The sequence below is a fragment of the Streptomyces sp. NPDC050738 genome (assembly GCF_040654175.1).
In the GTDB taxonomy this organism is placed as follows: Bacteria; Actinomycetota; Actinomycetes; order Streptomycetales; family Streptomycetaceae; genus Streptomyces.
Window position 1 is genome coordinate 148,115 of record NZ_JBFAHN010000008.1, and the last position, 25,988, is coordinate 174,102.

At 70.0% G+C, this 25,988-nt stretch carries 25 protein-coding genes; 17 read left to right on the forward strand and 8 right to left on the reverse strand.

Annotation, left to right across the window (positions count from 1 at the left end; all coding sequences use genetic code 11):
- The first annotated feature begins 111 nt into the window (after nucleotides 1-111).
- Nucleotides 112-1,269 carry a D-alanine--D-alanine ligase family protein gene (locus AB0H78_RS21945; protein ID WP_363236190.1) on the forward strand — a complete coding sequence of 386 codons (1,158 nt, stop codon included), beginning with the start codon at nucleotides 112-114 and terminating at the stop codon, nucleotides 1,267-1,269.
- 9 nt (nucleotides 1,270-1,278) lie between these two features.
- On the opposite strand, the gene AB0H78_RS21950 is transcribed toward AB0H78_RS21945, so the two are convergent.
- Nucleotides 1,279-1,758, reverse strand: coding sequence for a DUF3515 domain-containing protein (locus AB0H78_RS21950; RefSeq protein ID WP_363236191.1), 480 nt, complete (start codon nucleotides 1,756-1,758; stop codon nucleotides 1,279-1,281).
- Between the two features lie 19 nt (nucleotides 1,759-1,777).
- A complete protein-coding gene (locus AB0H78_RS21955; protein ID WP_030216582.1) occupies nucleotides 1,778-2,011 on the reverse strand; it encodes an Lrp/AsnC ligand binding domain-containing protein in 234 nt (77 codons plus the stop codon).
- Between the two features lie 222 nt (nucleotides 2,012-2,233).
- Here AB0H78_RS21955 and AB0H78_RS21960 point away from each other — a divergent pair, with 222 nt between their 5' ends.
- A complete protein-coding gene (locus AB0H78_RS21960) occupies nucleotides 2,234-3,199 on the forward strand; it encodes a thiamine-phosphate kinase (protein WP_363236192.1) in 966 nt (321 codons plus the stop codon).
- The gene (gene thiD / locus AB0H78_RS21965) at nucleotides 3,196-3,990 is read left to right on the forward strand and encodes a bifunctional hydroxymethylpyrimidine kinase/phosphomethylpyrimidine kinase (RefSeq protein WP_363236193.1); all 795 of its coding nucleotides are present in this window, start codon (nucleotides 3,196-3,198) and stop codon (nucleotides 3,988-3,990) included. The genes AB0H78_RS21960 and thiD overlap by 4 nt, the downstream gene beginning before the upstream one ends.
- Nucleotides 3,991-4,071: 81 nt before the next feature.
- Here the strand turns inward: thiD and rpmB are convergent, their stop codons facing one another.
- Nucleotides 4,072-4,257 (reverse strand): 50S ribosomal protein L28, encoded by a 186-nt coding sequence (gene rpmB, locus AB0H78_RS21970; protein WP_078877327.1) that lies wholly within the window; start codon nucleotides 4,255-4,257, stop codon nucleotides 4,072-4,074.
- Between the two features lie 240 nt (nucleotides 4,258-4,497).
- Here rpmB and AB0H78_RS21975 point away from each other — a divergent pair, with 240 nt between their 5' ends.
- The 9 genes from AB0H78_RS21975 to mutM all read left to right on the forward strand — a co-directional run bounded on the left by AB0H78_RS21975 (nucleotide 4,498) and on the right by mutM (nucleotide 13,440).
- Nucleotides 4,498-6,132: a DAK2 domain-containing protein gene (locus AB0H78_RS21975; RefSeq protein ID WP_363236194.1), complete on the forward strand. Its 1,635-nt coding sequence runs from the start codon at nucleotides 4,498-4,500 to the stop codon at nucleotides 6,130-6,132.
- Nucleotides 6,133-6,222: 90 nt separating this feature from the next.
- A complete protein-coding gene (recG, locus tag AB0H78_RS21980) occupies nucleotides 6,223-8,418 on the forward strand; it encodes an ATP-dependent DNA helicase RecG (protein WP_363236195.1) in 2,196 nt (731 codons plus the stop codon).
- Between the two features lie 55 nt (nucleotides 8,419-8,473).
- A complete protein-coding gene (gene rsmD / locus AB0H78_RS21985) occupies nucleotides 8,474-9,058 on the forward strand; it encodes a 16S rRNA (guanine(966)-N(2))-methyltransferase RsmD (RefSeq protein WP_363236196.1) in 585 nt (194 codons plus the stop codon).
- 26 nt (nucleotides 9,059-9,084) lie between these two features.
- Nucleotides 9,085-9,564, forward strand: coding sequence for a pantetheine-phosphate adenylyltransferase (coaD, locus tag AB0H78_RS21990; protein WP_363236385.1), 480 nt, complete (start codon nucleotides 9,085-9,087; stop codon nucleotides 9,562-9,564).
- A 99-nt stretch (nucleotides 9,565-9,663) separates the two neighbouring features.
- Nucleotides 9,664-10,710, forward strand: a complete 1,047-nt coding sequence (locus AB0H78_RS21995) for a cell division initiation protein (protein WP_363236197.1) — start codon at nucleotides 9,664-9,666, stop codon at nucleotides 10,708-10,710.
- Between the two features lie 120 nt (nucleotides 10,711-10,830).
- On the forward strand, nucleotides 10,831-11,469 hold the full coding sequence (locus AB0H78_RS22000) for a DUF177 domain-containing protein (protein WP_363236386.1): 639 nt from the start codon (nucleotides 10,831-10,833) through the stop codon (nucleotides 11,467-11,469).
- A 2-nt stretch (nucleotides 11,470-11,471) separates the two neighbouring features.
- Entirely contained in the window at nucleotides 11,472-11,645 is a 174-nt protein-coding gene (gene rpmF / locus AB0H78_RS22005) for a 50S ribosomal protein L32 (RefSeq protein ID WP_003965982.1), read from the forward strand.
- 19 nt (nucleotides 11,646-11,664) lie between these two features.
- Nucleotides 11,665-12,510, forward strand: a complete 846-nt coding sequence (gene rnc / locus AB0H78_RS22010) for a ribonuclease III (protein ID WP_363236198.1) — start codon at nucleotides 11,665-11,667, stop codon at nucleotides 12,508-12,510.
- 69 nt (nucleotides 12,511-12,579) lie between these two features.
- Nucleotides 12,580-13,440, forward strand: coding sequence for a bifunctional DNA-formamidopyrimidine glycosylase/DNA-(apurinic or apyrimidinic site) lyase (gene mutM / locus AB0H78_RS22015; RefSeq protein WP_363236199.1), 861 nt, complete (start codon nucleotides 12,580-12,582; stop codon nucleotides 13,438-13,440).
- On the opposite strand, the gene AB0H78_RS22020 is transcribed toward mutM, so the two are convergent.
- Together AB0H78_RS22020 and AB0H78_RS22025 are read right to left on the reverse strand one after the other, a co-directional pair.
- Nucleotides 13,413-13,790, reverse strand: a complete 378-nt coding sequence (locus AB0H78_RS22020) for a helix-turn-helix domain-containing protein (RefSeq protein ID WP_363236200.1) — start codon at nucleotides 13,788-13,790, stop codon at nucleotides 13,413-13,415. The genes mutM and AB0H78_RS22020 overlap by 28 nt on opposite strands.
- A 51-nt stretch (nucleotides 13,791-13,841) precedes the next feature.
- Nucleotides 13,842-14,702 (reverse strand): CAP domain-containing protein, encoded by an 861-nt coding sequence (locus tag AB0H78_RS22025; protein WP_363236201.1) that lies wholly within the window; start codon nucleotides 14,700-14,702, stop codon nucleotides 13,842-13,844.
- Between the two features lie 139 nt (nucleotides 14,703-14,841).
- Between AB0H78_RS22025 and AB0H78_RS22030 the strand changes: the two genes are divergently transcribed.
- From AB0H78_RS22030 to AB0H78_RS22045, 4 genes are all read left to right on the forward strand, one after another.
- A complete protein-coding gene (locus AB0H78_RS22030) occupies nucleotides 14,842-15,123 on the forward strand; it encodes an acylphosphatase (RefSeq protein ID WP_363236202.1) in 282 nt (93 codons plus the stop codon).
- Nucleotides 15,124-15,501: 378 nt separating this feature from the next.
- Nucleotides 15,502-15,714 carry a hypothetical protein gene (locus tag AB0H78_RS22035; RefSeq protein WP_329123460.1) on the forward strand — a complete coding sequence of 71 codons (213 nt, stop codon included), beginning with the start codon at nucleotides 15,502-15,504 and terminating at the stop codon, nucleotides 15,712-15,714.
- A 111-nt stretch (nucleotides 15,715-15,825) separates the two neighbouring features.
- The gene (locus tag AB0H78_RS22040; RefSeq protein WP_363236203.1) at nucleotides 15,826-19,512 is read left to right on the forward strand and encodes an AAA family ATPase; all 3,687 of its coding nucleotides are present in this window, start codon (nucleotides 15,826-15,828) and stop codon (nucleotides 19,510-19,512) included.
- Nucleotides 19,513-19,710: 198 nt separating this feature from the next.
- On the forward strand, nucleotides 19,711-21,129 hold the full coding sequence (locus AB0H78_RS22045) for a sugar porter family MFS transporter (RefSeq protein ID WP_363236204.1): 1,419 nt from the start codon (nucleotides 19,711-19,713) through the stop codon (nucleotides 21,127-21,129).
- A gap of 48 nt (nucleotides 21,130-21,177) precedes the next feature.
- On the opposite strand, the gene AB0H78_RS22050 is transcribed toward AB0H78_RS22045, so the two are convergent.
- Nucleotides 21,178-22,146: an LLM class flavin-dependent oxidoreductase gene (locus tag AB0H78_RS22050; RefSeq protein WP_363236205.1), complete on the reverse strand. Its 969-nt coding sequence runs from the start codon at nucleotides 22,144-22,146 to the stop codon at nucleotides 21,178-21,180.
- A 62-nt stretch (nucleotides 22,147-22,208) separates the two neighbouring features.
- A complete protein-coding gene (locus AB0H78_RS22055; RefSeq protein WP_363236206.1) occupies nucleotides 22,209-23,660 on the reverse strand; it encodes a cytosine permease in 1,452 nt (483 codons plus the stop codon).
- Nucleotides 23,661-23,853: 193 nt separating this feature from the next.
- Here AB0H78_RS22055 and ftsY point away from each other — a divergent pair, with 193 nt between their 5' ends.
- Complete coding sequence (ftsY, locus tag AB0H78_RS22060) at nucleotides 23,854-25,077, forward strand: signal recognition particle-docking protein FtsY (RefSeq protein ID WP_363236207.1); 1,224 nt, start codon at nucleotides 23,854-23,856, stop codon at nucleotides 25,075-25,077.
- Between the two features lie 243 nt (nucleotides 25,078-25,320).
- Here ftsY and AB0H78_RS22065 read toward each other — a convergent pair whose 3' ends face one another.
- Complete coding sequence (locus AB0H78_RS22065; RefSeq protein ID WP_363236208.1) at nucleotides 25,321-25,986, reverse strand: bifunctional DNA primase/polymerase; 666 nt, start codon at nucleotides 25,984-25,986, stop codon at nucleotides 25,321-25,323.
- Between the last annotated feature and the right edge of the window lie 2 nt (nucleotides 25,987-25,988).

The following is a 25,988-nucleotide window of genomic DNA, read 5'->3' on the forward strand; positions in this document are numbered from 1 at the left end:
CACCGCTGCGCGGGCTTCGAGACCATGCGGCGGCCTTCGACCGCCGACCCGTCACCAGCCGCGGTGCCGGGGCTGCCCGGCCCGGAGTGCGCACGGTACCCTCGACCCGATATGAGCAGCGAGAACCTCCCCCAGAGCCCTGAGCAGCAGCGTCGCAAGCCGCGTGTGGCGGTCGTCTTCGGCGGACGCAGCTCCGAACACGGCGTATCGATCGTCACAGCGGGCGCGATCCTGCGCGCCATCGACCGGACCAAGTACGACGTGCTGCCCATCGGCATCACGACGGACGGCCGCTGGGCGCTCACCGCCGATGAGCCGGAGCGGATGGCCGTCACCGACCGCAGGATGCCGACCATCGCGGAGATCGCGGAGTCCACGGAGGGTTCCGTGGTGCTCCCTGTGGACCCGGCCAACCGCGAAGTGGTCTACAGCGAGCAGGGTTCGGTCCCCAAGGCGCTGGGCGAGGTCGACGTCGTCTTCCCGATGCTGCACGGCCCGTACGGCGAGGACGGCACCCTCCAGGGGCTCCTTGAGCTCTCCGGGATCCCGTACGTCGGCGCGGGCGTTCTCGCCTCGGCCGTCGGCCAGGACAAGGAGTACATGAAGCGGGTCTTCATCTCGTACGGGCTGAAGGTCGGTCCGTACGAAGTGATCCGGCCCCGCGAGTGGAAGCTCGACCCCGCCGCCGCACGCAAGAAGATCGTGGACTTCGCCGGCGAGCACGGCTGGCCGCTCTTCATCAAGCCCGCCCGCGGCGGCTCCTCCATGGGCATCACCAAGGTCGACTCCCTCGAAGGCCTCGACGACGCGGTCGAGGAAGCCCAGCGCCACGACCCCAAGATCCTCGTCGAGTCGCTGCTGCGCGGCCGCGAGATCGAGTGCGGGGTGCTGGAGTTCGAGGACGGACCGCGCGCCAGCGTGCCCGCCGAGATCCCGCCGGTCACCGCGCACGACTTCTACGACTTCGAGGCGAAGTACATCGACTCGGCCACCGGGCTCGTGCCCGCCCCGCTGCCCCCCGAGCAGACGGCGGAAGTCCAGCGGCTCGCGGTCGAGGCCTTCGACGCGGTCTCCTGCGAGGGCCTGGTCCGCGCGGACTTCTTCCTCACCGAGGACGGCGAGTTCGTCATCAACGAGATCAACACGATGCCGGGCTTCACCCCGATCTCGATGTACCCGCGGATGTGGCAGGAGAGCGGGGTCGGCTACCAGGAACTGGTGGACCGGCTCATCCAGGCGGCACTGAACCGCTCGACAGGACTGCGCTGACGCGCAGCCTCACGCGTCGACGGTGAGCGGGACGGTCTTGCTGACCGCCGCCGCGAAGTCCGACAGAGGAGTCACGTCGTGGTCGTACTTCTTCTCCAGTGCGACCTCGATGTAGACCTTGCGATAGGTCGTGGTGAACCGCGGCCCGCTGTTCAGCTGCTCCAGCATCCACTTCACGCCGTCAGCCTCGACGCCCAGCGCGTTCGGGTCGTCCATCTTCTCGGGCCGGGGGACACCGCAGCGCAGTACGATCGCGGCGTTGTTCCCCCAGCCGGCGGTCAGTTCGGACTTCGGCTCGACATCGCTCCGCTTCAGTCCCGCGACGGTCTTCGGCAGCACCTTGGCGAGGGCCTTGCAGTACGCGGCCTCGTCGGCGGCCGGCCGGGGGACGGCAACCTGTGCGGAGTCGCCCGCCGACGAGCAGCCCGCCGCGGCAAGCAGCAGCGCTATGGCGGGAAGAGAGAGGAGCCGGCGGCGCGATGAAGTCACCGGCCCAGCGTAGACGGGGCTACAGGTGCACCACCGGGCAGGTCAGGGTGCGGGTGATGCCGTCCACCTGCTGGACTCTGGCGACCACCATGCGACCGAGTTCGTCGACGGTGTCGGCCTGGGCGCGCACGATCACGTCGTACGGTCCTGTCACGTCCTCGGCCTGTATGACACCGGGGATCTTCCCGATGAGATCGGCGACGGTCGACGCCTTGCCCACTTCGGTCTGGATGAGGATGTACGCCTGTACCACGGAACCTCCAGGGCGGCCACGAGGATCTTGTGGGGAGAGGGAAAGGGACGCCAAGGTATCGCGTCGTTCCGGGCCACGGGGAGACCCGCGCGCCCGGTTGTCGCACACATCGGGGCGTACGCAGAACAGAGTTGACGTCACGGTTGACGTCTTCTCCTCGACGGTACCGACAGCAGGCACCGCTCGCGACCGCAAGCGCACTGGGGCAGAAGGAGTACGTAGATGAAGGGCACCGTGGGGGAGCTCGGGGAGTTCGGGCTGATCAGAGAGCTCACCTCCCGGCTCACCACCACTCCGGCGGTCAAGCTGGGACCCGGCGACGACGCCGCGGTCGTGGCGGCACCGGACCGGAGGGTCGTGGCGAGCACGGACATCCTGCTGGAGGGGCGGCATTTCCGTCGTGACTGGTCGACGGCGTACGACGTCGGGCGCAAGGCGGCCGCGCAGAACCTCGCCGACATCGCGGCCATGGGCGCGGTGCCGACGGCCATCCTGCTCGGCCTCGTCGTACCCGCCGAACTGCCCGCCGCCTGGCCCGTCGAGCTGATGGACGGGATCCGCGACGAGTGCCAGGTCGCGGGTGCGGCCGTGGTCGGCGGCGACGTGGTGCGCGGGGAGACGATCACCGTCTCCATCACGGCACTTGGCGATCTGCGCAACCACGAGCCGGTGACCCGCTCCGGCGCGCAGCCGGGCGATGTCGTCGCCGTCACCGGGTGGTTGGGCTGGTCGGCGGCCGGATTCGCCGTCCTGTCACGGGGGTTCCGCTCGCCGCGCGCCTTCGTCGAGGCACACCGCAGGCCCGAACCGCCGTACCACGCGGGCCCCGCGGCGGCCGGGCTCGGTGCCACTGCGATGACCGACGTGAGCGACGGCCTGGTCGCCGACCTCGGCCACATCGCGGACGCCAGCAAGGTCCGTATCGACCTGCGGGCCGGCCTCATCGACATCCCCTCGCAGATGAACGACATCGGCCAGGCGGTCGGCGTCGACCCGCTGCAGTGGGTGCTCACCGGAGGAGAGGACCACGCCATCGTGGCGACCTTCCCGCCGGACGTGAAGCTGCCTGCCCGCTGGAAGGTCATCGGCGAGGTCCTCAACCCCTCCGCGCTGCCCCAGGTGACGGTCGACGGCGCCCCCTGGACGAGCAAGGGCGGCTGGGACCACTTCGGAGGAGACGCGTCATGAACCACCCCCCTCTCGTACTGACGGTCGCCGGATCCGACTCCGGCGGCGGCGCGGGCATCCAGGCCGACCTCAAGACGATGCTCGCGCTCGGCGTCCACGGGATGAGCGTGCTGACCGCGGTCACCGCACAGAACTCGCTGGGCGTGCAGGGAGCGTGGGAGCTGCCGGCCGATGCGGTACGCGCCCAGTACCGGGCGGTCGTCGACGACATCGGCGTCCACGCGGTGAAGACCGGGATGCTGGCGTCGGCGGAGCTGGTCGAGACCGTCGCCGAGCTGCTGGCCGCGACGGACGCCCCCATCGTGGTGGATCCCGTCGGGGTCTCCAAGCACGGGGATCCGCTGCTCGCCGCATCGGCGCTCGATTCCGTACGCAAGAAACTGCTGCCGACGGCGACCGTGGCCACCCCGAACCTGGACGAGGTGGCCCAGCTGACCGGGGTGCGCGTGGAGTCCGAGGCGGATCTGGTGCGGGCGGCCGGAGCCGTCCTTGAGCTGGGGCCGCGGTGGGCGCTCATCAAGGGCGGGCACCTGGCCGGAGAAGCGGTGGACCTGCTGACGGACGGCAGCGAGGAGCACTGGCTGCGGGCGCCGAGGCTCGACAACCGCCATACACACGGGACGGGCTGCACGCTGGCCTCGGCCATCGCCTCGTACCTGGCGCTCGGACTGTCCGTGCCCGAGGCGGCACAGGCCGCGAAGACCTACGTCACCGGCGCGATCGCGGCGGGCTTCCCGCTCGGCGAGGGAATTGGCCCGGTGGACCACGGCTGGCGGTTCAGGGGCGTATGAGCGCACGAAAAAGCCGGTCCACCGAGGTGGACCGGCTTTTCAAGGCAACCGCAAGGGGCTGCGCTACGACGGAACGTCGCGTTAGCGCGAGACCTTGCCGGCCTTGATGCACGAGGTGCAGACGTTGAGCCGCTTCGGCGTCCGACCGACCACTGCACGCACGCGCTGGATGTTGGGATTCCAGCGACGGGACGTACGGCGGTGCGAGTGGGAAATGCTGTTGCCGAAGCCGGGGCCCTTGCCACAGACGTCGCAGTTGGCAGCCACGGGTCACTCCAAAGACTTCAGAATTACGATGAATTCCGGCGCACCGGAATCAGAAGACTGAAGTGGCTTGCCGGGGGGATTGGCCCGACTCTCGCCGGGCAACCGAAGCAGCATACAACGGCCGCTTCGGAGATACGAAACTACCATGTCGGGGACGCCCCCTGCCCCGGCCCCTTGTCCTGCACGGGGTCTACCCTGCGGTGCAACCCCGCTGCTCAAGGACTCCAAGGAGGACGCCAGGTGCCGCAGATCCCCGACGATCTCGATGCCGTCGCGGTACGCACCTGGTGCTCGCTCGCACTGGACGCGCTGGGCAGTGACCGCGAGGAGATCGACGCGATCAACGTCTATCCGATCGCCGACGGGGACACCGGAACCAACCTCTACATGACGCTGGAGTCCGCTTCCCAGGCTGTGGAGGCGGTCTTCACCGGGTACGGCACCGAGACCCCCGACAGGGCGGACGTGATCCGCGCGATGGCCCACGGGGCGCTGATCGGGGCCCGCGGCAACTCCGGGACGATCCTGGCGCAGCTGCTGCGGGGGATGTCCGAAGTGCTGGCCGAGCCGGACGCCGGTCCGGAGGGTGAGCAGGATCACGCGGCTCTGCTGCGGCGGGCGCTGCGACGGGCGGCCTCCTCGGCGTACCAGGCCGTCGCGCACCCCGTCGAAGGCACGATGCTGACCGTGGCGACCGCGGCCGCCGACGCGGCGGAGGCGCAGGCACCGGGCGGCGGCTGCCCGGAGGTGGCGCGGGCGGCGTACGAGGGCGCCCGTACGGCGCTGCGGGAGACCCCGGGGCAACTGGCCGTCCTGGGGCGCGCGGGAGTGGTGGACGCGGGCGGGCGGGGCCTGGTGGACGTGCTGGCCGCGCTGCTCGGAGCGCTGTCGGGGGAGATGCCGGCGGCGCAGGAGCGCGGACACGGGACGCTCGCGGCGGCCGCGGACTGCGCGGTGGACCCGGACGACGCCGGTCCGGCCTTCGAGGTGATCTACCTCCTGGAGGCGGCCGACGAGGCGGTGGCCCGGCTCCGTACGCGGCTGGACGCGCTCGGCGACTCCCTGGTCGTGGTCGGCGGCGACGGGCTGTGGAACGTACACGTCCATGTGGACGATGCCGGGGCCGCGGTCGAGGCCGGGGTCGAGGCGGGCCGTCCGTACCGGATCCGCATCACGCACTTCGCCGCCGCGGCCGTCGAGGCGCGCGAGCAGATCCAGCGCGCGGTGGTGGCGGTCGTCCCCGGAGAGGGCCTGGCGGACCTGTGCGCGGGGGCCGGCGCGACGACGGTGCTCGGCCGCCCCGGGGAGCCGCCCGCCAGCGGGGAGCTGGTCGACGCGATCCGCAGGGCGCACGCCCGCGAGGTGATCCTCCTCCCCAACGACGCCGACCTGCGGCACACGGCCGCGGCAGCCGCCGAGCAGATGCGCACGGAGGGCGTACGGGTCGCCCTCATCCCGACCCGGGCCGCCGTCCAGGGCCTCGCGGCCCTCGCCGTGCACGAGCCGGAGCGCCGCTTCGACGAGGACGTGGTGGCGATGACGGCGGCGGCGCGCACGACGCGCTATGCCGAACTGGCGGTCGCGGAGCGGCAGTCGTGGACTTCGGCGGGCATCTGCCAGGCGGGCGACGTCCTCGGCCTGATCGACGGCGATGTGGCGGTGATCGGCGCGGATGTCGCCTCGACGGCGGAGACGGTGCTGCAGAGGATGCTGGCGGCGGGCGGGGAACTGGTCACGCTGGTGGTGGGGGAGGGCGTACCGGAAACGGTGGCACCGCGTCTGGAGGCGTACGTACGAGAGCGCCACCTGGCGGTGGACACGGTGGTCTACGAGGGCGGCCGCCAGGCAGCACCGCTGCTGATCGGCGTCGAATAGGCGGGCCCGCGGGCGCGGCCCCCGGATTCGGGAAGGGGCGGGGTGGGGGAAATCCACCCGCTGTCAGACCCATGGTGTGCAATAGATCGCGTGCCCGCGCTAGACGAACCCCTCAAGAAGACACTCGGCGCCCCCACCGCCAAGGTGATGGCCGAGCACCTCGACCTGCACACGGTCGGCGACCTGCTCCACCACTACCCCCGCCGTTACGCAGAACGCGGCGAGCTCACCCCCCTCGCCGAGCTCCCCCTGGACGAGCACGTCACCGTCTTCGCCCAGGTCGCGGACGCCCGCGTCCTGAGCTTCGGCGGCGGCAGCGGCAAGCGGCTGGAGGTGAACATCACCGACGGCAGCGGGCGCCTCCAGCTCGTCTTCTTCGGCAACGGCCTCCACAAGCCCCACAAGGAACTGCTCCCCGGCCGCCGCGCGATGTTCGCGGGCAAGGTGTCCAAGTTCCGCCAGACCTTTCAGCTCGCCCATCCTGCCTACGAGTTGCTCGACGCCGACACCGATGCCGGTTCCGTCGCCGCCTGGGCGAACCAGCTGATCCCGCTCTATCCGGCCTGCAAACAGCTGGAGTCCTGGAAGATCTCCAAAGCGGTCGACATGGTCCTCCCCAGCGCCCAGGAGGCCGTCGACCCGCTCACCCCCGCCCTGCGCGAGGGCCGCGGCCTGATCACGCTCCCCGAGGCGCTGCTGAAGATCCACCGCCCGCAGACGAAGGCCGACATCGCGACGGCCCGCGACCGCCTCAAGTGGGACGAGGCGTTCGTCCTGCAGGTCGCGCTCGCCCGCCGCCGGTACGCCGACGCCCAACTCCCCGCCGTGGCAAGGAAGCCCACCTCCGACGGCCTCCTCGACGCCTTCGACGCCAAACTCCCCTTCACGCTCACCGAAGGCCAGCAGAAGGTCACCAAGGAGATCTTCGACGACCTCGCCACCGAGCATCCGATGCACCGGCTGCTCCAGGGAGAAGTCGGCTCCGGCAAGACCATGGTCGCGCTGCGCGCGATGCTCACCGTCGTGGACGCGGGCGGCCAGGCCGCCATGCTCGCGCCCACCGAGGTCCTCGCCCAGCAGCACCACCGTTCCATCACCGAGATGATGGGCGAGCTCGCCGAGGGCGGCATGCTCGGCGGCTCGGACGCGGGCACCAAGGTCGTCCTGCTCACCGGTTCGATGGGGATGCCCGCCCGCCGCCAGGCGCTGCTCGACCTGGTCACCGGCGAGGCCGGGCTCGTCATCGGTACGCATGCGCTCATCGAGGACAAGGTGCAGTTCCACGACCTGGGCCTCGTCGTCGTGGACGAGCAGCACCGCTTCGGTGTGGAGCAGCGCGACGCCCTGCGCGGCAAGGGCAAGCAGCCGCCGCATCTGCTGGTCATGACCGCGACGCCCATTCCCCGTACGGTCGCGATGACGGTCTTCGGGGACCTGGAGACCTCGGTCCTCGACCAGCTCCCGGCGGGCCGCTCGCCGATCGCCACCCATGTCGTACCGGCCAAGGACAAGCCCCACTTCCTGGCGCGCGCCTGGGAGCGCGTCCGCGAAGAGGTGGAGAACGGGCACCAGGCGTACGTGGTGTGCCCGCGCATCGGCGACGGCGACGACGAGCCCAAGAAGAAGGCGAAGGCGGCAGAGGAGACTGCATTTTCTGAGGAGGGGTCGAAGCGGCCGCCGCTCGCCGTGGTCGAGATCGCCGAGCAGCTCGCCAAGGGGCCGTTGAACGGGCTGCGGGTCGAGATCCTGCACGGCCGGATGCAGCCCGACGACAAGGACGACGTGATGCGGCGCTTCGCCGCCGGTGACGTGGACGTGCTCGTGGCGACCACCGTGATCGAGGTCGGGGTGAACGTCCCGAACGCCACCGCGATGGTGATCATGGACGCGGACCGGTTCGGGGTCTCGCAGCTGCACCAGCTGCGCGGCCGGGTGGGCCGGGGATCGGCGCCCGGGCTCTGCCTGCTGGTCAGCGAGGCGCACGAGGCCAGCCCTGCCCGGGCCAGGCTGAGCGCCGTCGCCGCGACACTGGACGGCTTCGAGCTCTCCCGTATCGACCTCGAACAGCGCAGAGAGGGCGACGTCCTGGGCCAGGCCCAGTCCGGGGTCCGCTCCTCCCTGCGGATGCTCGCCGTCATCGAGGACGAGGAGGTCATCGCGGCCGCCCGTGAGGAGGCGGTGGCGGTCGTGGCCGCCGACCCCGACCTGGAGCGGCTGCCGGAGCTGCGGATCGCCCTGGACGCCCTGCTCGACCAGGAGCGCGAGCAGTACCTCGACAAGGGCTGAGAGACTGGAGCGGCAGCACCTCGCCAGCCCCAAGCAGCCCACCCGAAGGACTCAGATGACCCGCGTGATCGCCGGTACGGCCGGCGGGCGCCTGCTCGCCGTCCCGCCGGGCAACGGCACCCGCCCCACCTCCGACCGTGCGCGAGAAGGCCTCTTCTCCACCTGGGAGGCGCTCCTGGGCACGCTGCAGGGCGTCCGTATCGCCGATCTGTACGCCGGCTCCGGAGCCGTCGGCCTGGAGGCGCTCTCGCGCGGCGCTGCCCACGCCCTCCTCGTGGAGGCCGACACCCGCGCCGCGGCCACGGTCCGTGCCAATGTGCGCACGCTCGGGCTCCCGGGCGCCGAGGTGCGCACCGGCAAAGCGGAACAGATCGTGACGGGTCCGGCCCCCCAGGCCCCGTACGACCTGGTCTTCCTCGATCCTCCGTACGCCGTCGGCGACGACGATCTTCGGGAGATCCTCCTCACACTCCGCGCCCAGGGCTGGCTCACAGAGGATGCCGTGGCCACCGTGGAGCGCAGCACCAGAGGCGGGGAATTCAAGTGGCCCAAGGGTTTTGAGCCTTTGCGGGCCCGTCGCTACGGCGAGGGCACGCTTTGGTACGGTCGCGCCGCCGCTACGTGCGAAGACGCACGATGACCGGACCGGAGAGCGAGGGAATTCAGTTGCGCCGCGCCGTCTGTCCGGGGTCCTTCGACCCCATCACCAATGGACATCTCGACATCATTGCCCGCGCCTCCAAGCTGTACGACGTCGTACACGTGGCCGTGATGATCAATCAGTCGAAGCACGGTCTCTTCACCGTCGACGAGCGGATCGAGATGATCCGCCAGGTGACCGCCGACTTCGGGAACGTCGAGGTCGAGTCCTTCCACGGCCTGCTCGTCGACTTCTGCAAGCAGCGCGACATCCCGGCCATCGTGAAGGGCCTGCGCGCGGTCAGCGACTTCGACTACGAGCTGCAGATGGCCCAGATGAACAACGGTCTCTCGGGCGTCGAGACCCTATTCGTCCCGACCAACCCCACCTACAGCTTCCTCTCCTCCAGTCTGGTCAAGGAGGTCGCGACCTGGGGCGGAGACGTCGCGCACCTGCTGCCGCCGCTGGTCCACGAGGCCCTGACGACCCGGCTCGGCGAGAAGTGAAATCCTGACAGTCCGTCAGCAGGTGTCGGGCGGGCGCCGACTGGACGTACAGTCGTCCCCGTCCGTCTCCAACCCGGCGTAGAGAGTGGCGAGCACACGGTGGACGTGCAGAAGAAGCTCGACGACATCGTCGAATCGGTCATGGGCGCCCGGTCCATGCCCATGTCGGCTTCGTGCGTGGTCAACCGCGCCGAGCTGCTCGCCCTGCTCGAAGAGGTACGGGAGGCCCTGCCCGGCTCCCTGGCCCAGGCGCAGGAGCTGATCGGCGGCCGGGAGCAGATGGTCGAGCAGGCCCGTCAGGAGGCCGAGCGGATCATCGAGTCCGCCCACGCCCACCGCGGCTCGCTGATCTCCGACACCGAGGTGGCCCGCCAGTCCCAGGACGAGGCGGACCGCATCCTCGCCGAGGCCCGCCGCGAGGCCGAGGAGATCCGTGCGGAGGCCGACGACTACGTCGACTCCAAGCTGGCCAACTTCGAGGTCGTCCTCACCAAGACGATCGGCTCCGTCGATCGAGGCCGCGAGAAGCTGCTCGGCCGCGGCCCCGGCCTCGACGAGCAGGGTTACGCCGACGAGGACGCCCCGGAGTACAGCCCGGACCCCGCGACGCTCATCGAGCGCGCCGACGCGTATGTCGACACCAAGATGGGCGCCTTCGAGGCCGTGCTCGCCAAGACCCTCGTGGCGGTGGGACGGGGCCGGCAGAAGCTGCACGGCCGTATCGCCATCGACGATCTCGGTGAACACATGGCGGCGCAGGACGGCATGGACCCGCAGCAGCGCGGCAGCGACGCGGACTTCCTGGCGGACCTGGCGGAACCGCAGCAGGTCCAGCAGCCCGAGGCGCAGCAGGCGGTCCCCGTACCGGCGCAGCAGAGCTACGACCCGTACGCGTACCAGCAGCAGCCTCAGCAGCAGGATCCCTACGCGTACCAGCAGCCCCAGGAGCAGTACGCGTACCAGCAGGACCCCTACGCGTACCAGCCGCAGCAGCAGGGCTACGACCAGCACGGCTACCAGCAGCAGCCCCAGCAGCCCCAGCAGCAGTCGTACGAGCAGCAGCAGGGCGCCCTCGACGAGACCAGCCTCTTCGACACGAGCATGATCAATCTCGATCAGCTGCGGCAGTACGAACAGGGTCGCTAGGGGCCGATTGGGTCTATGGCGACCTGACCGGTATCCTGGCTCTTCGGTCGCGCGTATGTCCGCGATCCCAGCTGCCCGCTCGGCAGCCATCCCCAGAGATTTTCGAAAGCAGGAAAAGCCCTGAACACGCGCCTCGACCACCGCAACCCTCTTGTGTTCGACACACATGAGCTGGGTCGGCGTCCTGGTGCCCTCAAGCGGCTCTCCCGCACGGCCGAGGCTCCGAAGGACCTCGGCGTCGAAGGGGTCATCGGAGTGCCGGAAGGCGCACCGGTGGAGATCGACCTCCGCCTCGAGTCGGTCATGGACGGGGTGCTTGTCACAGGCACCGCCCGTGCATCGGCCAAGGGGGAGTGCGTAAGGTGTCTGGAGCCGCTCGAGCTTGAGCTCGAAGCGGACTACCAGGAGATGTTCTCGTACCCTGACGCCGATGACCGGGGCCGCGGCAAGACCGCGGAGCCGGCCGACGACGCCGAGGACGAGGAAATCACCCCCCTCGAGGACGGCTTGTTCGACCTCGAACCCGTGCTGCGTGACGCGGTGGTGCTCGCACTGCCGCTGCAGCCGGTCTGCCGGGAGGACTGTGCCGGCCTGTGTTCCGATTGCGGAATCAGGCTGGACGACGAACCCGGTCACCACCATGACGTCCCCGACATTCGTTGGGCGGCGTTGCAGGGACTCGTCGGGACCGGCCAGGTCGGCGAGAAGGACAACGTTAACGACGCTGAAGATGGCGTCGACGAGAAGCAGGAGAAGTAGCCGTGGCTGTTCCGAAGCGGAAGATGTCGCGCAGCAACACGCGCCACCGCCGGTCGCAGTGGAAGGCTGCGGTCCCCACTCTGGTTTCGTGCGAGCGCTGCCAGGAGCCGAAGCTGCAGCACATCGCGTGCCCCAGCTGTGGCACGTACAACAAGCGCCAGGTCCTCGAGGTCTGAGCGGCTGGTGAGAGGCACCATGTCTGAGTCACACAAGACGGACAATGCCTCGTCCCACACGCTTCTGGAAGGGCGGCTCGGGTATCAACTCGAGTCCGCCCTTCTGGTGCGTGCGCTGACGCACCGTTCGTACGCATACGAGAACGGCGGCCTGCCCACCAACGAGCGTCTGGAGTTCCTCGGGGACTCCGTGCTCGGCCTGGTGGTCACGGACACGCTGTACCGCACCCACCCCGATCTCCCGGAAGGCCAGCTGGCCAAACTCCGGGCCGCGGTGGTCAACTCGCGTGCGCTCGCATCGGTGAGCCGCGGGCTGGAACTCGGTCTCTTCATCCGGCTCGGCCGGGGCGAAGAAGGCACGGGTGGCCGGGACAAGGCTTCCATCCTCGCCGACACCCTTGAAGCGGTGATCGGCGCGGTCTATCTGGATCAGGGTCTCGACGCGGCCTCGGAGCTGGTGCACCGGCTCTTCGACCCGCTGATCGAGAAGTCCTCCAACCTCGGTGCGGGCCTGGACTGGAAGACCAGTCTCCAGGAACTCACCGCGAGCGAAGGTCTCGGCGTTCCGGAGTACCTGGTCAGCGAGACAGGTCCGGACCACGAGAAGACCTTCACCGCTGCTGCCCGCGTCGGTGGTGTCTCGTACGGCACCGGCACCGGCCGCAGCAAGAAGGAAGCGGAACAGCAGGCGGCGGAGTCCGCCTGGTGCGAGATCAGCGCCGACGCCGAGAAGCGTGCCGCGGAGGCCAAGGCCGCCGCGGAAGCGCCACCGGTGGAAGCGCCGGTCGAGCCCGCAGTGGCAGAAGAGGCCGCCGACACCTCTTCGGCCGCGGCTGCCGCGACCGACCAGGCCACCACGGCCTGACGCCGGTTCTTTTCCCGCCCGCCCCCTCTTCGGGGGCGGGCGGTTTTTCCGTACCCGAGGGGAACCGCGATGCCTGAGCTGCCCGAGGTCGAAGTCGTACGCCGCGGACTCGAGCGCTGGGTGGCCGGCCGCACCGTGGCCGGGGTGGAGGTCCTGCACCCTCGTGCGGTACGCCGCCATCTCGCCGGCGGCGAGGACTTCGCGGACGCGCTCAAGGGGCATCGCTTCGGGGTGGCGCGGCGCAGGGGCAAGTATCTGTGGATTCCGCTCGACGACACCGATGCGTCGGTGCTCGGGCATCTGGGGATGAGCGGACAGCTGCTCGTACAGCCCCAAGAGGCCCTGGACGAGAAGCACTTGCGGATCCGCGTCCGCTTCGACGATGCCCTCGACACGGAGCTGCGCTTCGTCGACCAGCGCACCTTCGGCGGGCTCTCGCTCCACCCGAACACCCCTGAGGGACTCCCGGACGTCATCGCGCATATCGCCCGCGACCCGCTGGACGAGGCCTTCGACGACGAGGCCTTTCACACGGCGCTGCGGCTGCGGCGTACGACGATCAAGCGGGCCCTGCTCGACCAGTCGCTCATCAGCGGGGTCGGCAACATCTACGCGGACGAGGCGCTGTGGCGCTCCCGCGTCCACTACGAACGCCCCACCGCGGGCTTCACCCGGCCCAGGACCGCGGAGCTCCTCGGCCATGTGCGGGACGTCATGAACGCCGCGCTCGCTGTCGGCGGCACCAGCTTCGACAGCCTCTACGTCAATGTGAACGGGGAGTCGGGGTACTTCGACCGGTCGCTGGACGCCTACGGCCGCGAGGGCGAGCCGTGCAAGCGCTGCGGCAACGCCATCAGCAGGCGCGCCTGGATGAACCGCTCCAGCTACTTCTGCCCGCGCTGTCAGAGGCCGCCGCGCGCCGTCTCGTAGCGCTCGCGCGAGGTGAGGACCTGGTCCATCCGGCCCTCCACGAGGTGGATCAGGCCGAGCAGCCGATCTGCGATCTCCCGTCCCAGCGGGGTGAGTTCATAGTCCACGCGAGGCGGATTGGTCGGCTGCGCCTCCCGGTGGACGAGGCCGTCCCGCTCCAGCGCCTGCAGCGTCTGGGAGAGCATCTTCTCGCTGACGCCGTCGACCCGCCGCCGCAGCTCGTTGAAGCGCAGCGACCCCTCGGCGAGGGCGCCCAGCGTCAGGCTGCCCCAGCGTCCCGTGACGTGCTCCAGCGTGGTGCGCGAGGGGCACGACTTCGCGAATACGTCGAAGGCGAGAGCGTCGTCCATGCCTCCACTGTACTGCGCACAGCGCTCACCTGGAGTTAGTGCTCGACGTGCTCAGAAGCCGAAGTCCTGGGTCCACCAGGGGCCGCCCGAGCCGAAGTGGACGCCGACGCCCAGCGTCTTGTAGTCGCAGTTGAGGATGTTCGCCCGGTGGCCGGGGCTGTTCATCCAGGCGTCCATCACCGCGTCGGCGTCCGCCTGGCCGCGGGCGATGTTCTCGCCGCCCAGGCCGTCCACGCCTGCCGCGTCGGCCCGGTCCCAGGGGGATTTGCCGTCCGGGTCGGTGTGGTCGAAGAAGTCGCGGGCGGCCATGTCCTCGCTGAAGGCCGTGGCCAGTGCGGCCAGCGGGCCGTTGGCCGTCACCGGCTTGCAGCCGGCCGTGGCCCGCTCCTTGTTGACCAGCGCGAGGACCGCCGCCTGAACCGCGGCTTCCTTGCTGACGGGGGCCGCGGTCCTGGCCACGGTCCGGGAGGGAGAAGGTGTGGCGGTCGCGCTCTTCGTGCCGGAGGCCGGTGCGCTCGATGCCTTGGAGGGCGGCGCGGAGGTCTTCGGCGCGACGGGGGAGGGGCTCGTCGACGGTGCGTGGGCGCGGGTGGCACCGGAGCTCGGCGAGGGCGAGGCGCTGACCGAGGGGGTCCCCGACTCGCCGCCCTGGGTCTGCAGGTCCGGCACGCCGTCCGCGCGGACGCGGTCGCCCGTCGAACCGCCGCCGCCCACCGTGTAGGCGTTGCCGCCGCCCGGCAGCAGGCCCGAGGCCATCGCCACCGCGCCCACGGCAGCCGCGGCGGAGACGCCGAGCAGTCCGGTGCGTACAGGGGCGATCCTGTTCTTGCGGCGCCCGCGGCCCCGGTGTCGGCCGGCCTCGCCATAGTCAACTGCGGCCGGTACGGCGGCGGAGCGTCGATGGCGTCCCATCTGCAGTGCCTTCCTCATGGTCGACGGCCTACGTCACGACGACTCACCCATACGGGTGAGGCTCATTGGGTCCGGACTGTAGTCCATGCCGCACGGGGCCGAAGTGTCCCGTGAGCAATTGGCCGGTTAGCGTGCAGACATGAACGAAGATGTACGGCTCACCGCCTGGGTGCGTGGAAAAGTCCAGGGCGTGGGCTTTCGCTGGTTCACCAGGGCCAATGCCCTGCAGATCGGCGGACTCAAAGGCTTCGCCCTCAATCTGGAGGACGGCAGGGTGCAAGTCGTGGCCGAAGGGCCGCGTGCGGGGTGCGATCTTCTCCTCGCCTGGCTCCGCTCCGACGACACACCCGGTCGCGTCGATGGTGTGACTGAGATCTGGGACACTCCTCGCGGCGGCTACGAGAGCTTCGCGATCCGCTGAGCCGACCCCGGAACGACCACGGATCGTGAACTGGCAAGGCGCCCCTGGCATGTGCGTTCGGCAGAAATGCCCTGGTGGTTGCCAAGTGGCGCCGACCGTGCCACGCTGCGGCGTAGAGGATGATCTCCTGCCCGCAGGGCCCCGAAGGAGAGTCGCGCCGCCGGTTGCGAGGCCGCGCGCCCCCGGGTTGCCCGTGAATACAGGGCGTGATCGTGTTGACCGTCAAACTTTTTGGTGAGACGCTTAAAACCCCGCGCACCTTAGCTGTTTGGCAGTAGGAACGCAGCGAGAACCAGCACTGCTGAGCACCGCGGGTGCGATTCCCCCTACGACCCACCACCGCTTCGGTCGGTCACTCAGTGTGGAGGACCATCCATCATGGCAAAGGCGCTTCTCGGTTACGTCGGCGGTTCCGACCCGCGACTTCTCTCCGAGATGCGACGGCTTCAGCAGCGCGTCCAGGACCTCGAGTCCGAGCTCACTCGGATCCAGTCCGAGAACGACGCGCTGAATGCCGCCGCCCAGCACGGAGAGTCGCTGCTTGACGGCATCGACATTGATGTACCCCAGGCGGAGCCTGCGCTCACCTGACAGCAGCCACCCCGCTAGGAACCACAGAATCACCGCACCACCGCACAAGATATGCAAGGGACGCTTCGGCGTCCCTTCTTTCTTTCGCCCCGAAAGGTAGAGTCCGGCGGCGTGCACCTCAAGTCCATGACCCTCCGCGGATTCAAATCCTTCGCCTCCGCCACGACGCTCCGCTTCGAGCCGGGCATCACCTGTGTCGTGGGCCCCAACGGCTCCGGCAAGTCCAATGTGGTGGACGCGCTCTCCTGGGTCATGGGCGAGCAGGGCGCGAAGTCACTGCGCGGCGGGAAGATGGAGGACGTCATCTTCGCCGGGACGACCGGCCGCCCACCGCTGGGCCGGGCCGAGGTCTCGCTGACCATCGACAACTCCGACGGCGCGCTGCCGATCGAGTACGCCGAAGTCACCATCACCCGGATCATGTTCCGCAACGGCGGCAGCGAGTACCAGATCAACGGGGACACCTGCCGGCTGCTCGACATCCAGGACCTGCTGTCCGACTCGGGCATCGGGCGCGAGATGCACGTGATCGTCGGGCAGGGGCAGCTCGATTCCGTACTGCATGCCGATCCGATGGGACGGCGCGCCTTCATCGAGGAGGCGGCAGGGGTACTCAAGCACCGCAAGCGCAAGGAGAAGGCGCTGCGGAAGCTGGACGCGATGCAGGCCAATCTGGCGCGCGTACAGGACCTGACCGACGAACTGCGCCGCCAGCTGAAGCCGTTGGGCCGGCAGGCGGCCGTAGCTCGGCGGGCCGCCGTCATCCAGGCCGATCTGCGCGACGCACGGCTGCGGCTGCTCGCGGACGACCTGGTGACCATGCGGAACGCGCTGCGCACCGAGGTCGAGGACGAGGCGGCGCTGAAGCAGCGCAAGGAGGCGGCGGAGGCGGCGCTGAAGGGGGCCCTCGCGCGCGAGGCGGAACTGGAGGACGAGGTACGGCGTCTCGCGCCGCGCCTCCAGCGGGCCCAGCAGACCTGGTACGACCTCTCCCAGCTCGCCGAGCGCGTACGCGGCACGGTGTCGCTGGCCGACGCACGCGTCAAGAGTGCGACCTCGGCCCCGGTCGATGAGCGGCGCGGGCGCGATCCGGAGGACATGGAGCGCGAGGCCGCCCGTATCCGCGAGCAGGAGGCGGAGCTGGAGGCCGCGCTGGAGGCGGCGGAGCACGCGCTGGAGGACACCGTCGCCCACCGGGCCGACCTGGAGCGGGAGTTGGTGGCCGAGGAGCGTCGGCTGAAGGATGTGGCACGGGCCATCGCCGACCGCCGTGAGGGGCTCGCCCGGCTGACCGGGCAGGTCAACGCGGCACGATCGCGGGCCGGTTCGGCGCAGGCGGAGATCGACCGGCTGGCGGAGGCGCGGGACGGAGCGCAGGAGCGCGCGGTGCTTGCCCAGGAGGAGTACGAACTGCTCAAGGCCGAGGTGGACGGCCTGGCAGCGGGCGACGCGGAGCTCTCAGCGGCACACGACGCCGCGAAGCAGGGCCTGGCGCAGGCCGAGGCGGCGCTGAGCGCGGCCCGGGAGGCCGCGACGGCCGCCGAGCGCAAGCGGGCCGCGACGGCGGCACGGCGCGAGGCCCTCGCTCTCGGCCTGCGGCGCAAGGACGGCACGGGAGCTCTGCTCGGCGCCAGGGACCGGCTGACCGGACTGCTCGGCCCGGCGGCGGAACTGCTCACGGTGGCCGGCGGTCACGAGGTCGCCGTGGCGGCGGCGCTGGGGGCGGCGGCGGACGCGATCGCGGTGAGCGACCCGGCGACCGCGGCGGACGCGATCCGCCTGCTGCGCAAGCAGGACGCGGGCCGTGCGGCACTGCTGCTTGCAGCGCCCGCCGCCGGCGGTGGCCGTGCGGCCGTACCCGACCAGGCCGGGGAGCGGCACGACGGTCTCCCCGCGTGGTCCGGCGGTACGGCTGTGCCCGCGAGCCGCACGGACGGCCAGGCCGATGGGACCGCTGCTTCGGGCCTGGTGCGTACCGCCGTCGACGGGGCGCCGGGACCGTCGTACGTGGCCGAACTGGTGAGCGGCCCGGCCGAGTTGATGCCCGGAGTACGCCAACTGCTGAGGGACATGGTGGTCGTCGGAACGCTGGAGGACGCCGAGGAACTGGTGGGAGCCAGCCCCGGACTGATCGCCGTCACCGCGGAGGGCGACGTCCTGGGCGCCCACTTCGCGCAGGGCGGGTCCGCAGGGGCGCCCAGCCTCCTGGAGGTACAGGCCTCCGTCGACGAGGCCGCGACCGAGCTGGCCGCGCTGGACCTGAAGTGCGAGGAACTGGCCGGCGCCCAGCAGGCGGCGGGCGAGCGGCGCGCGGAGTGCGCCGCTCTCGTCGAGGAGCTGGGGGAGCGGCGCAGGGCCGCCGAGCGCGAGAAGTCCGGTGTGGCCCAGCAGCTGGGCGCTCTCGCGGGCCAGGCGCGCGGGGCCGCAGGTGAGGCCGAGCGGTCGGCCGCCGCCGCGGCCAAGGCGCAGGACGCGCTGGAGCGGGCGACCGAGGAGGCCGAGGTGCTGGCCGAGCGGCTGCTGGTCGCCGAGGAGATGCCGGCCGAGGAGGAGCCGGACACTTCCGTACGGGACCGGCTTGCGGCCGATGGAGCCAATGCGCGACAGACCGAGATGGAGGCCCGCCTTCAGGCCCGTACGCACGAGGAGCGGGTGAAGGGGCTCGCCGGGCGGGCCGAGGCGCTGGACCGCGGGGCACGGGCCGAGCGCGAGGCGCGGTCGCGGGCCGAGCAGCGGCGGGCCCGGATGGTCCACGAGGCAGAGGTCGCGCGTGCCGTCGCGGACGGTGCGCGCCAGCTGCTCGCCCACGTAGAGGTGTCGCTGGTACGGGCCGAGGCCGAGCGGGCGGCGGCCGAGGCGGCCAAGGCGGAGCGCGAGCAGGACCTGGTGACGGAACGCGGCCATGGGCGCGACCTCAAGGGGGAGCTCGACAAACTCACTGATTCAGTTCACCGCGGCGAGGTACTCGGTGCCGAGAAGCGGCTGCGCATCGAGCAGCTGGAGACCAAGGCGCTGGAGGAACTGGGTGTGGAGCCCGCGGGACTCGTGGCCGACTACGGCCCCGACCAGCTGGTGCCGCCCTCCCTTCCGGCGGAGGGAGAGGAGCTGCCGGATGACCCGGAGCACCCGAGGAACCAGCCGGTGCCGTTCCTGCGAGGCGAGCAGGAGAAGCGGCTGAGGGCGGCCGAACGGGCGTATCAGCAGCTCGGGAAGGTGAATCCGCTGGCGCTCGAGGAGTTCTCGGCGCTGGAGGAACGGCACAAGTTCCTCTCCGAGCAGCTTGAAGACCTGAAGAAGACCCGGACCGACCTGCTTCAGGTTGTGAAGGAGGTCGACGAGCGTGTCGAGCAGGTTTTCACCGAGGCGTTCCGGGACACGGCGCGGGAGTTCGAAGGGGTCTTCTCACGGCTCTTCCCGGGCGGCGAGGGACGACTGATCCTCACCGATCCCGACAACATGCTCACCACGGGTGTGGACGTCGAGGCCCGGCCCCCGGGCAAGAAGGTGAAAAGGCTCTCGCTCCTGTCCGGAGGTGAGCGATCCCTTACGGCCGTTGGCATGCTGGTGGCGATCTTCAAGGCCAGGCCAAGCCCGTTCTATGTGATGGACGAGGTCGAGGCGGCGCTCGACGACACCAATCTGCAGCGGTTGATCCGGATCATGGAGGAGCTCCAGGAGAGCTCGCAGCTGATCGTGATCACGCATCAGAAGCGGACGATGGAGGTCGCGGACGCGCTCTACGGCGTCTCCATGCAGGGGGACGGCGTCTCCAAGGTGATCAGCCAGCGTCTCCGTTGACCAACTTCAAGAGTTGAACACACTAGGCCTCTCTGCGCCCTGAAACTCACAGTTACCCAACTCTTGACTTCGAAACATGAAGGCATAGTCTCTGCAACGTTGCTTTTACCTTCAAGTGGTGGCTGACGCTGAGTTATGCGCCACTGGAAGGGCTCGTCCCCCCATGCCCCTCACCGTTGTCGGGCCCCAGGAGTCAACGTGACCACCACAGCGCAGGCGTCGTCGCCCGGAAGCAGTCAGGGCCGTCCGGAGCATCTCGGACGCGTCATCTTCATTACGGCCGCCGCCGCGATGGGCGGATTCCTCTTCGGCTACGACAGTGCCGTGATCAACGGCGCCGTCGGTGCGATCGCGGACAGGTACGACATCGGTTCCGGTGCGCTCGGCCAGGTCATCGCCATCGGCCTGATCGGTGCGGCGATCGGTGCAGCCATCGCAGGCCGTATCGCCGACCGCATCGGCCGTATCCGCGTCATGCAGATCGCCGCCGTACTGTTCTTCATCAGCGCGATCGGCTCGGCGCTGCCCTTCGCCCTCTGGGATCTCGCCATGTGGCGCGTGTTCGGCGGCATCGGCATCGGCATGGCCTCGGTGATCGGCCCGGCGTACATCGCCGAGGTCGCACCGAAGGAGTACCGCGGACGCCTCGGATCCTTCCAGCAGGCCGGCATCGTCATCGGCATCGCCATCTCGCAGCTGGTCAACTGGGGCCTGCTCAACTGGGCGGGCGGCGACGACCGCGGCAAGCTCATGGGCCTGGAGGCCTGGCAGGTCATGCTCGGGATCATGATCATCCCGGCGGCGGTCTACGGACTGTTCTCCTTCGTGATCCCCGAGTCCCCGCGCTACCTGATCTCGGTCGGCAAGACCGCCGAGGCCAAGGAGATCCTCGTCCAGGTCGAGGGCAAGGACGCCGACCTGGACGCCCGCGTAGGCGAGATCGAGCACGCGATGCGCAGCGAGCACAAGTCCACCTTCAAGGACCTGCTCGGCGGCAGCTTCCTCTTCCTGCCGATCGTCTGGATCGGTATCGGCCTCTCGGTCTTCCAGCAGTTCGTGGGTATCAACGTCGCGTTCTACTACTCCTCGACGCTGTGGCAGTCCGTCGGTATCGACCCGTCCGACTCGTTCTTCTACTCGTTCACCACATCGATCGTGAACATCATCGGTACCGTGATCGCGATGTACCTGGTGGACCGGGTCGGCCGGAAGCCGCTCGCGCTCGTGGGTTCGGTCGGTATGGCCGTCGCCCTGGCCGTCACCGCCTGGGCCTTCAGCTACGACCTGGTGGACGGCAAGCTCCCGAACGCCCAGGGCGTCGTCGCGCTCATCGCGGCCCACACCTTCGTGCTCTTCTTCGCCCTGTCGTGGGGTGTCGTGGTCTGGGTCTTCCTCGGCGAGATGTTCCCGAACAAGATCCGCGCCGCAGCACTCGGTGTCGCCGCAGCCGCGCAGTGGATCGCCAACTGGGCCATCACCGCGAGCTTCCCGAGCCTCTCCGACTGGAGCCTGACCGGTTCCTACATCATCTACGCAGCCTTCGCCGCGCTCTCGATCCCCTTCGTGCTGAAGTTCGTGAAGGAGACCAAGGGCAAGGCGTTGGAGGAGATGGGCTAATCCCCGCTGCCCCTCTCCTCACCCACGGAACTGCCCCGGTTCGAGTACCTACTCGAGCCGGGGCAGTACGTTGTCGCAGAACAGCCGCAGGCTGCGCCATCCCTCGTCCAGGGGCATCCCCCCGGCCAGCGGGTGCAGCACATAGTTGTCCAGACCCAGCGCCACGCACGCGTCGGGCGTCAGGATCCGGTAGACGCCCTCGTCGCGCAGTTCCTCGACCGTCGTCGCCGACGACTTCACCGCCGAGTGGATGTCCTTGTTCTGCCAGGACGCGTAGGTCCGCGCCTCGTGCAGGAAGTGTTTTCCGTACGCCGCCCACGCGCTGTCCGGGTCCTCGGCGATGTGCAGCAGCGGGACCTCGGCCGTCGGCATCATGCAGAAGCCCTCGGTGCCGTGGGCCGCGAGCTGTTCGTTGTAGTACGCCTCGAGGTCGGGCAGGTGCGCGCTGGGGAAGAACGGCAGGCCGAGGCGGGCGGCGCGGCGGGCCGCGGCCTTGGAGGAGCCGCCGACGAGCAGGAGCGGGTGCGGCTGGGTGAACGGGCGCGGGGTGACCTGTACCGTACGGCCGCGGAACTCGAAGGGCTCGCCCGTCCAGGCCTGCAGGATCGTCTCCAGGAGCTCGTCCTGCAGCTTGCCGCGGCGGCCCCACTCGACGCCCAACTGCTCGTACTCGGCGGGCCGGTAGCCGATGCCGGCGACCGTGACCAGGCGGCCGGCGCTGAGCAGGTCGAGGACCGCGATCTCCTCGGCCAGCCGCAGCGGGTCGTAGAGCGGGCCGATGACGGCGGACACGGTGACGGCTATGCGCTTCGTCGCGCCGAAGATGGCGCCCGCGAAGGCGAGGGGCGACGGCAGCCAGTTGTTGGTGGCTCCGTGGTGCTCCTCGGTCTGCAGGGTGTCGACCGCGTGGGTGTCCGCGTACGAGGCCATGTCCAGGGCGGCGCGATATCGGGCGGAGAGGGTCTCGGGGGTTGCGTCCGGATCGACCAGGTTGAAGCGGACCACTGAGAAGGCCATGACGGGAAAGTCCCCCTTCGCCGGGTGGGAGTTGGCGAGGGGGGACAGTAGCTGACGCGGCGTCAGACAGCCAGGGTCTTGGGCTCCTCGGCCTCGGGAGCGCCCTTGGCGGGGACGGGCTTCGGCTTGGGGAGGGCCAGGTAGAGCAGGCCGGAGATGACGATGGTCGCCACCCAGCCCAGGCCGTACTCGCCGATGGGGTTGTTGGAGGCGAGCGGTCCGGTGAACCACTGGCTGGTGGTGAAGAGCAGACCGCCGACGAGGCCGACGGCCCAGGCGATGACCGCGGGCGGGTTGAAGCCGGCCTTGTACCAGTAGGCGCTGGTGCGCGTGGTGTCGAGCAGCGCCTCGCCGTCGTACTCCTTGCGGCTCAGCATGTCCGCGCCGAAGACACCCACCCAGGCGGAGAAGGCGACCGCGAGCAGCGAGAGGAAGGAGATGAACTGGCCCATGAAGCCGGTCGCGGCCAGCATCAGGATGCCGCCGAAGATCAGCGAGATCGCGGCATTGATGGAGACCGCCCAGTGGCGGGGGACCTTGAAGCCGAGGGTCTGCGCGGTGAAGCCGGCCGAGTACATCGACATCGCGTTGATCAGCAGCATGCCGACCAGGGCGATCAGCAGATACGGCACGGCGATCCACATCGGCAGCAGGTCACCGAGGAAGGCGACCGGGTCGGATGCCTTGGCCAGGTCCGGGGTGGAGACCGCCATGACCGCGCCCATCAGGACCATCGGCACGACGACGATGCCGGCGCCGCCGATGGAGTTGCCGACCATCGCCTTGGCCGAGGCGGTACGCGGGAGATAGCGGGTGAAGTCCGGGGCGGCGGGGATCCAGCTGACGCCGCCGGCGGCGATCGTGCCGATTCCGGCGACGACCAGGGCGGTCTTGCCCGCGGGCCGGTCGAAGACGGCGGACCAGTCGGTGTCGGCGATGAGGTAGCCGAGGACCAGGAGCGAGAAGGCGCCGAAGAAGTACGTCGCGATCTTGTTGCACTTGTGGACCGCGTTGATGCCCAGACCGGAGATGGCGAAGGTGACGACCACGAAGAGCAGCAGCGTGACGATGATCAGGAAGTCGTTGCTCTGGATGCCGAAGAGGATGTCCAGCACGCTGAGCAGGGCGTACGCACCGGTCACCGCGTTGATGGTCTCCCAGCCCCAGCGGGCGACCCAGATCAGCGAGCCGGGGAGCAGGTTGCCGCGCTGGCCGAAGACCGCGCGGGACAGTGCCATGCCGGGGGCGCCGCCGCGCTTGCCCGCGATGCTGACCAGCCCGACCAGGCCGTAACTGACGATCGGGGCTGCGATCGCCACGACGAGCGCCTGCCAGAAGTTCAGCCCGTTGAGCGCCACGAGGCTCGCGCCCATGGTGAGCAGCAGCACACTGATGTTCGCCGCGACCCAGGTGGGGAAGAGGTCACGGACGCGACCGGTGCGCTCGTTGTCCGGCACGGGCTCGAGACCGCGCGTCTCGAGTGCGCCTTCGGATTCGGCGGTGGTGGTGCTCATGGTGTGGGGGTCCATGCCTCTCGCTCGGCTCGGCGTTGAGCCGGTGGGGGGTGATCGCTTCGGACTCTACGCGCGTTGATAGGGCCAGCTCCATCGTAGTTTAATACGTCATATGGCCTAGATGCGGCTATGTCCTTTGGTGGAAGCTACAACGACCCGGTCCTGGCGGGGCATGGTCGATACTGGTCGGGTTATGGAAATCCTCATCCTTGTTGTAGTCATCGCCCTGGTCGCCGTCGGCGCGATCAGCGGGCTCGTGGTCACCAGCCGCAAGAAGAAGCAGCTGCCCCCGGCCCCGCCCTCCGCACCGACCATCACCGCTCCGCCCGCCGAACCTCAGGTCGGCGACGACGCGGCACCCCCGCGCGACGAGCCGCGCCGGACGATCGAGGAAGTCGAACTTCCCGGCTCGGCCGACGAGGCCGTCGCAGAACCCGCCGCCGTCGAGGACCCCGTCGTCGCGGCGCCGCCCACCCCCGAGATCGAGGTCCCCGAGCCGACGGCGGGCCGCCTGGTGCGGCTGCGCGCCCGGCTCGCCCGCTCGCAGAACTCGCTCGGCAAGGGGCTGCTCACGCTCCTGTCCCGCGACAACCTCGACGAGGACACCTGGGAGGAGATCGAGGAGACCCTGCTCACCGCGGACGTCGGCGTCGCCCCGACCCAGGAGCTGGTCGATGCGCTGCGCGAGCGGGTCCGGGTGCTCGGTACGCGTACGCCCGAGGATCTGCGCGCGCTGCTCCGCGAGGAGCTGCTGAAGCTGCTCGGCACGGACTTCGACCGCGCGGTCAAGACCGAGAGCGGCGTGGACACTCCCGGCGTCGTCATGGTCGTCGGCGTCAACGGCACCGGCAAGACCACCACCACCGGCAAGCTGGCGCGGGTGCTGGTCGCCGACGGCCGCAGCGTGGTGCTCGGCGCGGCCGACACCTTCCGCGCCGCCGCCGCCGATCAGCTGCAGACCTGGGGCGACCGGGTCGGCGCTCGTACGGTACGAGGCCCCGAGGGCGGCGACCCCGCGTCGATCGCCTTCGACGCGGTCAAGGAGGGCATCGCCGAGGGCGCGGACGTCGTACTGATCGACACCGCGGGCCGGCTGCACACCAAGACCGGGCTGATGGACGAGCTCGGCAAGGTGAAGCGGGTCGTGGAGAAGCACGGTCCGCTGGACGAGGTGCTGCTGGTGCTGGACGCCACGACGGGGCAGAACGGTCTGGTGCAGGCGCGGGTGTTCGCGGAGGTCGTGGACATCACCGGCATCGTGCTGACGAAGCTGGACGGCACGGCCAAGGGCGGCATCGTGATCGCGGTGCAGCGTGAACTGGGCGTGCCGGTGAAGCTGGTGGGCCTGGGCGAGGGCGCGGACGACCTGGCCCCGTTCGAGCCGGAGGCGTTCGTGGACGCGCTGATCGGGGACTGAGGTCCGGTAGGTGCACGAGGAAGGGTCCGCCACACGGTGCAGGTGTGGCGGGCCTTTCGTTTTGGGCGCGGGTTGCGGTGCGTGGGTCGCCGGTCGGAGGCCGGCGCAGCGGGGCGATGCCCGCGGAGCGGTGCGAGGTGCGCGGAGCGGTGCGAGGTGCGCGTCAAGAGGGAGGGAAGGGTCCGCTACACGGTGCAGGTGTGGCGGACCCTTCGTCTTGGGCGCGGGCTTGCTCTGCGCGGGTCAGGAAGCGGCCCGGTGGCTGGTGTACGCCAGGGTGCCCAGGAGCAGGCGGGCCTGCGGAGGGCCTGCCGCCGTCTCCAGGGTCGGGGGGCGCAGCCACTGGACCGGGCCGAGGCCCGCCAGGTCGGAGGGCGGGGCTGTGATGTGGGTGCCGGGGCCCAGGCCGCGCAGGTCGAGGCCCGCGTCGTCCCAGCCCATCCGGTAGAGCAGCTCGGGGAGTTCGGCCGCGGCGCCGGGGGCCACGAAGAACTGGGCGCGGCCCTTCGGGGTCACGGTCACCGGGCCGAGCGGGATCCCCATGCGCTCCAGGCGGACCAGGGCCAGCCGGCCCGCCGCCTCCGCGATGTCGATGACGTCGAAGCTGCGGCCGACCGCGAGGAGGACCGCCGCGCCGGGCGTCTGCGACCAGGCGGCCGTCACCTCGTCGAGGGTGGCGCCTGCGGGGACTCCAGGTGCGAAGCCCAGGGGGTGGGCGCCCGGCGACGTACACCGGGCGCTTCCGCAGGAGCAGTTGCCCGCCGCGGCCCTCGCTCCCGGTGCCACGTCCCAGCCCCACAGCCCGGTGTACTCCGCCACGGCGGTGCAGTCCGATGTGCTGCGGCCCCGGCGCCGTACGCCGGGCCTGGTCTCTTTGGTGCCCCGGATTCCGCCGATCGTGAAGCCCATGC